The following is a 12057-nucleotide window of genomic DNA, read 5'->3' as shown; positions in this document are numbered from 1 at the left end:
GCGCAGCACCACGACCGCTGGACGTGCCGGACTACACAGCACCGCCCACCCTGCGGCGTTTTTATAGAACGAACCGCCCAGCCGCCAACCTAAACCGACCCAAAACGAAAGTTACAGAAACGTATTCAGTGTCGTAACACTAGAACCAAAATAACACTGGTTTTGCCTCTTGGCGCATTCTGTCTCGTACAATGCAGCATTCGGTGGACAGATTCAGGCGTCCGCTGCAGCCCCGAGGTTGTGGCCGCTTGTAAGCCAGCTCCGCCGTATTTCCAGCCTTGCCCACGCATCAGGAGATTAACGCCAATGCGGCAATCACTATGAAAACACCAAAAAGAATCCTGCCCCTGCTGGAAGAAGGCCTGGTCGACGAAGTCATGCGCCAGTTGATGAGCGGCAAGGAAGCCACAGTCTATGTGGTGCGTTGCGGCGACGATATTCGTTGCGCCAAGGTGTACAAAGAGGCCACACAACGCAGCTTCCATCAAGCGGTAGCCTACCAGGAAGGCCGGCGGGTGAAAAATAGCCGGCAGGCGCGTGCCATGGAAAAAGGGACGCGATACGGACGGAAGATGGCCGAAGAGGTCTGGCAAAGTGCCGAAGTCGATGCCTTGTACCGATTGGCGGCTGCGGGCGTGCGCGTGCCGGCGCCGTATCTTTGTCACGAAGGCGTGTTGCTGATGGAGCTTGTAACCGATGCGGACGGCAATGCCGCGCCGCGCCTGAACGATGTGGAATTGAACCGCGAACGGGCGCTTGAACTGCACGCGGTGTTACTGCAGCAGGTGGTATTGATGTTGTGCGCCGGCGTAATTCACGGCGATTTGTCCGAATTCAACATTCTGGTCGATGCAAACGGCCCGGTCATCATCGATTTGCCGCAAGCCGTGGATGCCGCCGGCAATAGCGTTGCATCGACCATGCTGGAACGCGATGTGACGAACTTGGCTAACTTCTTCGGCGCCTTTGCGCCCGAGCTGCTGGGCAGCCAGTACGGCAAGGAAATCTGGGGCTTGTATCAGGCCGGTTTGCTCACGCCCGATACGCCCTTGACCGGCCGGGTCGAGGCGTCCAAAGAACCTGCCGATGTGGCGGCTGTGATCCGCGAGATCGAGCTGGCGCGTCACGAGGAAGAAGAGCGTCGCCGCGCTCAAATGGAGATATCGGCCTGACGCTTCCTGGGCTGCCGCCATAGCCGCCCGAATTCAAAAGCAAGGCCCGGAGTGAATCCGCAAGAGCCAGGCACTATAGTGATCTCATCGGATATGAATAGTTTTGAGAAAGATCATGAAAACACCGAGTCGTACGCTTCCGGATGGGCCAGGCGCCACCGAGCGGGATCCCCGCTGGGGCGCCGTGGTGGCACGCGATCCGGCCGCCGACGGGCACTTCGTCTATGCGGTGAAAACTACCGGCGTGTATTGCCGGCCGAGCAGCCTCTCACGGCTGCCGCGCCCCGAGAACGTGGAGTTTTTCGATACCCCGGCCAGCGCCGAGGCGGCGGGCTATCGCCCCAGTAAACGGGCGAGCGCCGACCAGAGCGCGGTAGCCGCGCAACATTCGGCGGTCGTCGCCCGCGCCTGCAGGCAAATCGAAACAGCCGAAACCCTGCCTGTGCTGAGCGAGCTGGCGCAACAGGCGGGCATGAGCGCCTTTCACTTCCATCGGGTTTTCAAGTCCGTCACAGGATTGACGCCCAAAGGCTATGCCGCGGCCAACCGCGCCCAGAAGGTGCGCGAGGAACTCAGTGGGGAAGGCACCATCACCGAGGCGATCTACAACGCGGGGTTCAATTCGAACAGCCGTTTCTATGAGGCTTCTGACCAAGTCCTGGGCATGCGGCCCAAGGATTATCGGGCGGGAGGCACCAATACCGATATTCGTTTTGCCATTGGCGAGTGTTCGCTCGGTGCGATTCTGGTGGCGCAAAGCGACCGGGGTGTTTGCGCCATTCTGCTGGGAGACAACCCCGATGCGCTGGCCCGTGACTTGCAAGATCAGTTTCCGCGCGCCAACCTGATTGGCGGAGACGCCGATTTCGAGCGCTTGATCGCCCAGGTGGTGGGGTTCATCGAGGCGCCGGCGCTTGGGCTGGATCTGCCTCTCGACGTGCGCGGCACGGTTTTCCAGGAGCGTGTCTGGCAGGCGCTGCGCGAGATTCCCGTGGGCGCGACCGTCTCCTACGCCGATATTGCCAGGCGGATCGGGATGCCCAAAGCCACGCGAGCCGTTGCCCAGGCCTGCGGCGCCAACCATCTGGCCGTGGCCATTCCCTGTCATCGCGTGGTGCGCAGCGATGGCGCCCTGTCTGGCTATCGCTGGGGCGTGGAACGCAAGCGCAAGCTGTTGAGCCGGGAAGCTCACTCGCTGCTTGACCTTGACATCATGGGAAGCTCTACATTGGCCAATAAGTGATTTATTGACAGTGTTGAAACCTGTATTTCAAGGACGTATTCATGAGCTCCATCCAAACTCCCACCCAGGCGGCCGGCTCGGCTGCCAGTCTTTCGATTCAGGGCATGAGTTGCGCATCTTGTGTCGGACGCGTCGAGCGGGCGCTCAGGTCTGTACCCGGCGTTGTCAGCGCGAATGTCAATCTGGCCACCGAACGGGCCGATATCGCCTTTATCGGTGCGCCGGATATCGCTGCCGCGGTGCAGGCCGTCGAATCGGCCGGCTACGAGTCGGCGCTCGTCGGCGGCGACAATAACGCCGATGAGGTGGATACAAGGCATGTCGCCGAGAGGTCGTCGCTAAAACGCGCCTTGATCGTTGCCGCCGTATTTGCCCTGCCGGTGTTCCTGATGGAGATGGGAGCGCACGCGGTTCCCGCTGTGCATCGTCTTGTGGAGCAGACCATAGGCATGCAGGCGAGCTGGTACATTCAATTCGTATTGACCAGCATTGTGCTGTTCGGTCCCGGCTTGCGATTCTTCCAGAAGGGCGTACCCGCATTGCTGCGCGGAGCACCCGACATGAATGCGCTGGTCGCCGTGGGCACCGCTGCGGCCTACGCGTTTTCGGTGGTGGCGACCTTTGCACCCGGGCTGTTGCCTGAAGGCACTGTGAATGTGTATTACGAGGCTGCCGCCGTCATTGTCGCGCTGATTCTGCTGGGCCGTTTCCTTGAGTCGCGGGCCAAAGGCCGAACTTCCGAAGCGATCGGGCGCCTGCTTGGGCTGCAGCCCAAAACCGCGTGCCTGCTGCGTAACGGAGTCGCAGTAGAGGTGCCTGTCAGCGAGGTGCGCAGCGGCGATCAGGTCGAAGTACGTCCGGGTGAGCGTATTCCCGTGGACGGCGTGGTGATCGGCGGGGCGAGTTTTGTCGATGAATCCATGATCAGCGGCGAGCCGATTCCGGTCGAGAAAAAAGCCGGGGCCGAACTGGTAGGCGGCACGGTCAACCAGAATGGCGTGCTGACCTTCCGTGTCACTCAGGTTGGCGGCGATACTGTTTTGTCGCAGATCATACGCATGGTCGAGCAGGCCCAGGGCTCCAAGCTGCCTATCCAGGCCATGGTGGACCGCATCACTATGTGGTTCGTTCCGGCCGTCATGGCCGCGGCGCTGCTCACTTGCCTGGCCTGGCTGCTATTCGGGCCCTCCCCGGCGCTGACCTTCGCATTAGTCAATGCGGTGGCCGTGCTTATCATTGCCTGCCCCTGCGCCATGGGCCTGGCCACTCCGACCTCGATCATGGTCGGCACCGGCCGCGCCGCCCAGATGGGGGTGTTGTTCCGCAAAGGCGAAGCACTGCAATCGCTCAAGGATGCCAAGGTGCTTGCGGTCGACAAGACGGGCACCTTGACCAAGGGCAAGCCCGAGCTGACCGATCTCGTGGTGGCCGAGGGCTGCGAGCGGGCATGGGTGCTGGCTCGTGTTGCCGCTGTGGAAACCAAATCGGAACACCCCATTGCCCGCGCCATTGTTGCGGCGGCCACCGCGCAGAACCTGGCATTGGGCGCCATCGATAAATTCGAGTCCCTTACTGGCTTCGGCGTACGCGCCGAGGTGGATGGCGAGCGCGTCGAAATTGGCGCGGATCGCTTCATGATCCAGCTCGGCCTGGATATTTCGCCTTTTGCCACCGAGGCGGACCGTTTGGGTGAAGAGGGCAAGACGCCGCTGTATGCGGCCATCAATGGCCGCCTGGCCGCCCTGATTGCTGTTGCCGACACTATCAAAGAGACGACGCCTCAGGCGATTCGCGCCTTGCACAAGCTGGGGCTGAAAGTCGCGATGGTCACGGGGGACAATCGCCGCACGGCCCACGCCATTGCGCGCCAGCTCGGCATAGACGATGTGGTCGCCGAAGTGCTGCCGGGCGCCAAGGTCGATGCGGTCCGGCGCCTGAAAAAACAGTATGGCCCCGTTGCCTATGTCGGCGACGGCATCAATGATGCGCCGGCGCTGGCCGAGGCGGATGTCGGCCTGGCCATAGGCACCGGTACCGATATCGCTATCGAAGCGGCGGACGTGGTGCTGATGTCCGGCGACTTGGGCGGCGTGCCCAATGCCATTGCATTGTCCAGGGCCACCATCGGCAATATCCGGCAAAACCTGTTCTGGGCTTTCGCCTATAACGCGGCCCTGATTCCCGTGGCCGCGGGAGTGCTTTATCCGTTTAACGGCACATTGCTGTCGCCGGTTTTTGCCGCCGGCGCCATGGCGCTGTCCAGTGTGTTCGTTCTGGGCAATGCGCTGCGACTGCGGCGCTTTCAGCCGCAACGCCTGGCCTGACCGGCGTTGCGCCGTCACTGCGTAACGCACCGCTTTGGCGCGATCCGTGCCCGATAGCACGATTTCCGCACCGTCTTGAAACAAGTCCTTGCAGATTTCCAGGGACGTTTCCGGTGCGCGCCTGTCGCATTTCTTCTTGCCGCAAAGTTGGCACGTATCTTGCTTTAACTCCTTTTGAGTGCTGTACATCTCGATCGCCGGCCATGCCGGCCCCATCTCATTTGGAGTCATCATGAAACGTAGACTGGTACTTAAACAACTGACGGCTGTCAGCCTGCTTGCCTTGTCCGGCTGGATGCCGCAAGCTCTGGCCGCCGACACGATCAAGGTGGGTATTCTCCACTCGCTGTCGGGCACCATGGCCATTTCCGAAACGTCCTTGAAAGACGTGGCCCTGATGACGATAGACGAAATCAATGCCCATGGGGGCGTGCTGGGCAAAAAGCTGGAGCCCGTGGTCGTGGACCCGGCGTCGAACTGGCCCTTGTTTGCCGAGAAGGCGCGCCAGTTACTGAGCCAGGATAAAGTGGCCGTGGTTTTTGGCTGCTGGACTTCGGTATCGCGCAAATCGGTACTGCCGGTGTTCAAGGAACTGAACGGCCTGCTGTTTTACCCCGTGCAGTACGAAGGCGAAGAAATGGAACGCAATGTGTTCTATACCGGCGCGGCACCCAACCAGCAGGCGATTCCGGCCGTGGAATACCTGATGAGCGAAGATGGCGGAGGCGCCAAGCGTTTCGTGCTGTTGGGCACGGATTATGTGTATCCGCGAACCACCAACAAAATCCTGCGCGCCTTCCTGCATTCCAAGGGCGTCAAGGACAGCGATATCGACGAGGTCTACACGCCGTTCGGTCATTCCGACTATCAGACCATCGTGGCAAATATCAAGAAGTTTGCCACTGGCGGAAAGACCGCGGTGATCTCGACCATCAACGGTGATTCCAATGTGCCCTTCTATAAAGAGCTGGGCAACGCCGGCCTGAAGGCAACCGATGTGCCGGTGGTGGCGTTTTCGGTGGGCGAGGAAGAGTTGCGCGGCGTGGATGCCAAGCCTTTGGTGGGGCATCTGGCGGCGTGGAACTACTTCGAGTCGATCAAGAATCCGGTGAACGCGGAATTCATCAAGAAGTGGAAAGCCTATGCCAAGGCCAGGAATTTGCCGAATGCCGAGACCGTGGTGACCAATGATCCTATGGAAGCAACCTATATCGGTATCCATATGTGGAAGCAGGCCGTCGAAAAGGCGGGCTCCACGGATGTCGACAAAGTGATTGCGGCGATGGGCGGGCAGCAATTCAATGCGCCCGATGGCTTCACCGTCGAAATGGACAAGACCAATCATCACTTGCACAAACCTGTCTACATCGGCGAGATCAAGGCGGATGGCCAGTTCAATATCGTGTGGAAGACCAAAGGCCCGATTCGCGCTCAGCCCTGGAGTCCTTACATTCCAGGCAATGAAAGCAAGCAAGGTCTTTAAGCGGAAAGGGTCGTCATGGGCATGGCTGCATTTTTGAATGTCTGGCGCCGGATCATTCTGGCGTTGCTGATGCTCGCGACCGCCCCGGTCGCGTTTGCGGCAGGCGAACGCGGCATCGATCCGGGGTTGCTTGCATCCCTGGCGAGCGGCGATACCGGGGCCAGGCTGCAGGCCATTTCCCGGTTGGGCCAATTGCCCGACCCCCTTGCGGCCAGGGTGCTGGAGGCCCTGGATAGCGAAAATCTGTATGCCACGCCGCAGGGGCGCGTTCTGATCATGGGCAAGGACAAACGCGCTCTTGATCCGGCAACGGGACAAAAAGAGGCCCTGCCCACCGATGCCGATGCGGTCACCATCAACAACAGGCTGCGGCGCGCGATCGACGGTGCCTTGGCCGTTTCGCGGCTATTCTCACCGGACCCGGCGGCGCGTCTGGCGGCCGCAAAACGCATGCAGCAAAGCAGCGATGTCACGCGGTTAGCGCTGCTTGCGCAGGCGCTGGCAAAGGAAACGGATGCGCGGGTTCGCAGCGCGCTGCAGATTGCGCAGGCCAATCTGGAGATCAAGAGCACCGACGCCGCATTGCGCATGCATGCGGTAACGACGCTGGGCGATACGAACAATGCCGAATTCCGGCCAGTGCTGGCGAGCATGCTGGGCAAGGACGCCAGCGGCGCTTACCTCGAACCGGATGCGGGCGTGAGGTCTGCCGTCACGGTGGCGCTCAAGCATATCGACCGCCATCTGGCCACTATCGAATGGGCCGGCAATCTTTTTTATGGGATCAGCCTGGGCAGCGTCCTGCTGCTGGCCTCTCTTGGCCTGGCCATCACCTTCGGCCTGATGGGCGTGATCAATATGGCGCACGGCGAACTGCTCATGATAGGCGCCTATGCCACGTACGTCGTGCAATGGGTCTTCCGGCAGTTCGCGCCAGGGTGGATGGACTGGTATGTGCTTGTGGCGCTGCCGGTCGCCTTCGTCGTCACAGCCCTGGTCGGCATGGCGCTGGAGCGCACCGTGATTCGATGGCTGTACGGCCGCCCGCTGGAAACCCTGCTCGCGACATGGGGCATCAGCCTGATCCTGATGCAGACGGTCCGAACCCTGTTCGGCGCGCAGAACGTCGAGGTCAGCAACCCGTCGTGGATGTCCGGCGGAATCACGGTGCTCGGCGGGCTGGTGCTGAGCCACAACCGCCTCGTGATTATTGTGTTTGCCATGCTGGTGGTTTTCCTGGTGTGGCTCTTGCTCAACCATACGCGCCTGGGGCTGTTCGTGCGCGCCATCACTCAAAATCGCAGCATGGCGGATTGCGTCGGCGTGCCGACCGGCCGTATCGACATGCTGGCCTTCGGCCTGGGTTCGGGCATTGCGGGCCTGGCTGGCGTGGCCTTGTCTCAATTAGGGAATGTGGGCCCTGACCTGGGCCGCGGCTATCTGGTGGATTCATTCATGGTCGTGGTGACGGGCGGAGTGGGGCAGTTGGCGGGTACCGTCATCGCGGCCATGGGCCTGGGCGGCGTCAATAAGTTCCTGGAGCCGTATGCGGGCGCCGTCATGGCCAAGATCGTCATCCTGGTGCTGATCGTGCTGTTTGTCCAGAAGCGCCCGCAAGGGCTGTTCGCCCCGCGCGGAAGGAGTGTCGAATGATCGCCGCCAATTCACTGGGCCCGGCCGGATTCTTGTCGCGCCGGAGCCTGTTTTCACCCGCCGCCTGGACGGGATTGTTGGTTGCCGTCATTGCGCTGGCCCTGCTGCCCGCGCTCAATCTGGCGCTTCCGGCAAGCCATCCATTGCATGTATCGTCGTATACCGTGGCCTTGCTTGGCAAATTCATGTGCTACGCCCTGGCCGCGCTGGCCCTGGATCTGGTCTGGGGCTACGCCGGGATACTGTCGCTGGGCCATGGCCTGTTTTTTGCGCTGGGAGGATACGCCCAGGGCATGTACCTGATGCGGGCCATTGGCCATGACGGCGTCTACCAAAGCAATTTGCCGGATTTCATGGTGTTCCTGGACTGGAAATCCTATCCCTGGTACTGGGCGTTTACCGATCATTTCTGGTACGCGATGCTGCTGGTTATGCTGGTGCCCGGTGTACTGGCATTTGTCTTTGGCTATTTTGCATTCCGCTCGCGCATCAAGGGTGTGTATTTTTCAATCATTACCCAGGCCTTGACGTTTGCCGCAATGCTGCTGTTCTTTCGCAACGATACGGGTTTCGGGGGCAATAACGGCTTTACCGACTTCAAGCGCATCCTGGGTTTCGACATCACGGCACCGGGCACGCGCGCGGTGCTTTTCTGGGTCACGCTGGCGGCGCTGGCCGGCTCGCTGGTTTTTGCCCGCGCGATCACTCAATCCAAGCTGGGCCGTGTGCTGACGGCGGTGCGCGATTCCGAAAGCCGCCTGCGATTCATCGGCTACGACCCGCTGGGTTTCAAGCTGTTCGTGTGGACGGTGTCGGCGGTAATGTGCGGTATTGCCGGGGCGCTTTACGTGCCTCAAGTCGGGATCATCAATCCGGGCGAAATGTCGACCGAGTCGTCGATTGAAATGGTGATCTGGGTGGCGACCGGTGGCCGCGGCACGCTGATCGGTCCGATCCTGGGGGCGGGCGTGGTCAATGGCCTGAAGACCTGGTTCACCAGCGTGTTTCCCGAGTTCTGGCTCTATGCGCTGGGCCTGATTTTCGTATTGACCACTTTGTTTCTGCCGCAGGGCATGGTGGGTCTGGCGCGCCAGGTGGCTGCCCGACGTTCAGGGAGTAAAGCATGAGTATGTCGGGGGCTCGGCCACAAGCCGGTGCGGTGCTTGATGGCGAGGCGGGCGGCGAAGCCTCGTACGGCCGGGTTGCTTCGGCGGACGTCGACACCCGCCATGGCGCCATTCTCTATCTGGATGACATCACGGTCAGCTTCGATGGTTTCAAGGCCTTGAACAATCTCAGCCTGGATATCAGCGTAGGCGAATTGCGCTGCATTATCGGTCCGAACGGCGCGGGCAAGACCACCATGATGGATGTCATTACCGGCAAGACCCGGCCCACGGCCGGCACGGCCTTTTTCGGGCAAAACATCGATCTGACAAAATTCAGCGAGGCCGAGATCGCACATGCCGGCATAGGCCGGAAATTCCAGCGGCCCACGGTGTTCGAGAATCACACGGTATTCGAGAATCTGGAACTGGCCATGAAAACCGACAAACGGGTCAAGCCGACATTGTTTTCGAGATTGAGCGGCGAACAGGCCGATGCCATTGGCTCGACCCTGGAGTTGATTCGCCTGGGGCAGGAAGTGTGGCGACCCGCCGGCCTGCTGTCTCATGGGCAGAAGCAGTGGCTGGAGATCGGCATGCTGCTGATGCAGGAGCCGCAATTGCTGTTGCTGGACGAGCCGGTTGCGGGCATGACCGATGCCGAGACCGAACGTACCGGCGAGTTGCTGAACGAGCTGCGCGGCCGTCATTCCTTGATGGTGGTGGAGCACGATATGGACTTTGTGGCGAGCATCGCGGGGGCCGGAAAAGTGACGGTGCTGCATGAAGGATCGGTTCTGGCGGAAGGTACCATGGCGCAGGTTCAGGCCGACCAGCGCGTTATTGAAGTCTACCTGGGGCGCTGAGATGCTGGACGTTCGGGAAATCAATCAATACTACGGCGGCAGTCATGCGTTGCGCGGCGTGTCGCTGTCATTGAGGAAGGGCGAGTGCCTGGCGCTTCTGGGCCGCAATGGCGTGGGGAAAACCACGCTGCTCAAATGCCTGATGGGTGTGCTGCCGCTTGCATCGGGCAGCATTGTGTTCGATGGCGGCGATATTACACGCCTGACGCCGCATCAGCGTGCCGCGCGCGGCATTGCCTATGTGCCGCAGGGGCGGGATATTTTTGCGCGGTTGACGGTTGAGGAAAACATTCTGATGGGGATGGCGAGCAAGCCGGCCTCGGCGGCGCGCCGCATCAAGGGTGAGGTTTTCGAGCTGTTTCCGGTGCTGAAGTCGATGTTGGCCCGCCGTGGCGGTGATTTGTCGGGGGGACAGCAGCAGCAACTGGCCATCGCGCGGGCCCTGGTGGCGGAACCGAAGCTGATCATTCTGGACGAACCGACCGAGGGGATCCAGCCTTCGATCATCAAGGATATTGCGAAGGTGATACGCCTGTTGCGCGAGCGCGGCGATATGGGTATTTTGCTTTGCGAGCAGTATTTCGATTTTGCGCGCGAGCTGGCCGATCAGTTCATGGTGCTGTCACGCGGCGAAGTCGTGGCCAGTGGCGATAAAACGCAAATTGATGGAGAGGATGTGCGCAGGCATTTGTCGGTTTGAGCCTTAAGGGGGGCTTTGTGGCTGGCCTGTGCTTGTTTCTTAAGGAGCGGAGGTGGCGGGTCAATGACCGCTGCTAGATGCCGGCATGGTATGAGTTCTTAAGGCGCGGGGGTGGCGGCCCAGGTTCCGATCCAGGATGTAGTTTGCGCGGCTTGCGCGCCAGTGGCCCGGGTGATGATGACGGCTAATAGTGCTGTCGCGATGTGCAGGGTTCCGGTCGCCCGGCGGCTTGCTTTTCTGGGGAAGATATTCATCGAAGATTCCTGGTCTTTTGCTGTTGTTTTTCAACGTGGGCGATGTCGTTCATGCATTGGATGGAGCGCAGGCCGGGCTTCTCGCCGGCCTGGCGCGTTCGTGCCGGATGGCGATGAGGGCCAGCCCAACCGCGCAGAGGGGGGCGATGGCCGCGACCCAGGCAATGGCATTCAGGCCGGGGCCGTGTGCGATGACCATGCCGCCCATCCAGGCGCCCAGGGCGTTGCCCAGATTGAATGCGGCGATATTGAAGCTCGATGCCAGGCTCTGGCCTGCGCCCTGTGCCTTTTCCAGTACCCACATTTGCAGGGGAGATACTGTCGCGAAGGCCGAGGCGCCCAGCAGGCCGACAAAGATGATGGCCAATGCCTTGTTGTGCATGGCGAACGGCATCAGTCCCAGTACGGCCGCCAGGGCGACCAGGCTGCCAAGTACGGTGGGAATCAGGTAGCGGTCGGCCAGCTTGCCGCCCAGCAGGTTCCCGACGATCAGGCCTGCGCCAAAGACCAGCAGAATAGGCGATACGGAAGTCTCGTCGAATCCGCTGACACGCGTCAGAAGCGGCGCGATGTAGGTGAACACGGTAAAGACGCCCGCATAGCCCAGCACGGTGGTCGACAGTCCCAGCAGTACAGGGAGGCGGGCCAGGGCTTTCAGATCGGATCGCCAATCGCTCGCCTGCGGGCTTGCCGCATCCCGGGGGATGAACAGGCCGATGATAATCAGGGCGGCCAGCCCTATGCCTGTCACGGCCCAGAAAGTGGCGCGCCAGCCGAAGGCTTGGCCGAGCCAGGTTCCGAAGGGCACACCCAGGATATTGGCCACGGTCAGGCCGGTGAACATGACGGCAATGGCCGATGCGCGCTTGCCGGGGGCCACGAGGCTGGTGGCGACGACTGAGCCGACCCCGAAGAAGGTGCCGTGCGCAAATGCGGTAAGGACGCGGGCGGCCATCAGGAAGCCGTAGCTCGGGGCCAGCGCGCAGGCTGCATTGCCCAGGGTGAAGATCAGCATGAGCCCCAATAGCACGGTTTTACGCGGCCAGCGGGCCGTCATGGCCGTCAACAGGGGAGCGCCGGCCACGACCCCCAGCGCATAGCCGGATATAAGCAGGCCGGCCGCCTGTATGGTTACGCCGAAATCGTTTCCGACTTCCAGCAGCAGCCCCATGATGACAAATTCGGTAACGCCGATACCGAAAGCGCCGACAGTGAGTGCGTATAAAGCGAGTGGCATGAAAATTCGTATCCTGTGA

General features: G+C 61.0%; 9 protein-coding genes. 8 read left to right on the top strand and 1 reads right to left on the bottom strand.

What is annotated here, in order from left to right; translation table 11 throughout:
* The first annotated feature begins 320 nt into the window (after window positions 1–320).
* The 8 genes from ACYVIS_RS03825 (at window position 321) to urtE (ending at window position 10547) form a co-directional block, all read left to right on the top strand.
* Window positions 321–1172, top strand: coding sequence for a PA4780 family RIO1-like protein kinase (locus ACYVIS_RS03825; protein WP_232741387.1), 852 nt, complete (start codon window positions 321–323; stop codon window positions 1170–1172).
* A gap of 115 nt (window positions 1173–1287) precedes the next feature.
* The gene (gene ada / locus ACYVIS_RS03820; protein ID WP_460873315.1) at window positions 1288–2415 is read left to right on the top strand and encodes a bifunctional DNA-binding transcriptional regulator/O6-methylguanine-DNA methyltransferase Ada; all 1128 of its coding nucleotides are present in this window, start codon (window positions 1288–1290) and stop codon (window positions 2413–2415) included.
* 41 nt (window positions 2416–2456) lie between these two features.
* Window positions 2457–4739 (top strand): heavy metal translocating P-type ATPase, encoded by a 2283-nt coding sequence (locus ACYVIS_RS03815; protein ID WP_460873314.1) that lies wholly within the window; start codon window positions 2457–2459, stop codon window positions 4737–4739.
* A gap of 232 nt (window positions 4740–4971) precedes the next feature.
* Complete coding sequence (gene urtA, locus ACYVIS_RS03810; protein WP_232741384.1) at window positions 4972–6222, top strand: urea ABC transporter substrate-binding protein; 1251 nt, start codon at window positions 4972–4974, stop codon at window positions 6220–6222.
* A 15-nt stretch (window positions 6223–6237) separates the two neighbouring features.
* Window positions 6238–7875, top strand: coding sequence for an urea ABC transporter permease subunit UrtB (gene urtB / locus ACYVIS_RS03805; RefSeq protein WP_232741383.1), 1638 nt, complete (start codon window positions 6238–6240; stop codon window positions 7873–7875).
* Window positions 7872–9002, top strand: a complete 1131-nt coding sequence (gene urtC / locus ACYVIS_RS03800; protein ID WP_232741382.1) for an urea ABC transporter permease subunit UrtC — start codon at window positions 7872–7874, stop codon at window positions 9000–9002. The genes urtB and urtC overlap by 4 nt, the downstream gene beginning before the upstream one ends.
* Window positions 9003–9004: 2 nt before the next feature.
* Entirely contained in the window at window positions 9005–9847 is an 843-nt protein-coding gene (gene urtD, locus ACYVIS_RS03795) for an urea ABC transporter ATP-binding protein UrtD (RefSeq protein WP_232744685.1), read from the top strand.
* 1 nt (window position 9848) lies between these two features.
* Window positions 9849–10547: an urea ABC transporter ATP-binding subunit UrtE gene (urtE, locus tag ACYVIS_RS03790; protein ID WP_232741381.1), complete on the top strand. Its 699-nt coding sequence runs from the start codon at window positions 9849–9851 to the stop codon at window positions 10545–10547.
* A 303-nt stretch (window positions 10548–10850) separates the two neighbouring features.
* On the opposite strand, the gene ACYVIS_RS03785 is transcribed toward urtE, so the two are convergent.
* Window positions 10851–12038: an MFS transporter gene (locus tag ACYVIS_RS03785; protein WP_460873313.1), complete on the bottom strand. Its 1188-nt coding sequence runs from the start codon at window positions 12036–12038 to the stop codon at window positions 10851–10853.
* Window positions 12039–12057 lie beyond the last annotated feature (19 nt).

The sequence above is a fragment of the Paralcaligenes ginsengisoli genome (genome assembly GCF_054781135.1).
This window is presented reverse-complemented; position numbering and strand designations above follow the sequence as displayed.

Bases quoted from the DNA above. Each gene is read 5' to 3' on its own strand.
- ACYVIS_RS03825 (WP_232741387.1), top strand. From the start codon at position 321: ATGAAAACACCAAAAAGAATCCTGCCCCTGCTGGAAGAAGGCCTGGTC.
- ada (WP_460873315.1), top strand. From the start codon at position 1,288: ATGAAAACACCGAGTCGTACGCTTCCGGATGGGCCAGGCGCCACCGAG.
- ACYVIS_RS03815 (WP_460873314.1), top strand. From the start codon at position 2,457: ATGAGCTCCATCCAAACTCCCACCCAGGCGGCCGGCTCGGCTGCCAGT.
- urtA (WP_232741384.1), top strand. From the start codon at position 4,972: ATGAAACGTAGACTGGTACTTAAACAACTGACGGCTGTCAGCCTGCTT.
- urtB (WP_232741383.1), top strand. From the start codon at position 6,238: ATGGGCATGGCTGCATTTTTGAATGTCTGGCGCCGGATCATTCTGGCG.
- urtC (WP_232741382.1), top strand. From the start codon at position 7,872: ATGATCGCCGCCAATTCACTGGGCCCGGCCGGATTCTTGTCGCGCCGG.
- urtD (WP_232744685.1), top strand. From the start codon at position 9,005: ATGTCGGGGGCTCGGCCACAAGCCGGTGCGGTGCTTGATGGCGAGGCG.
- urtE (WP_232741381.1), top strand. From the start codon at position 9,849: ATGCTGGACGTTCGGGAAATCAATCAATACTACGGCGGCAGTCATGCG.
- ACYVIS_RS03785 (WP_460873313.1), bottom strand. From the start codon at position 12,038: ATGCCACTCGCTTTATACGCACTCACTGTCGGCGCTTTCGGTATCGGC.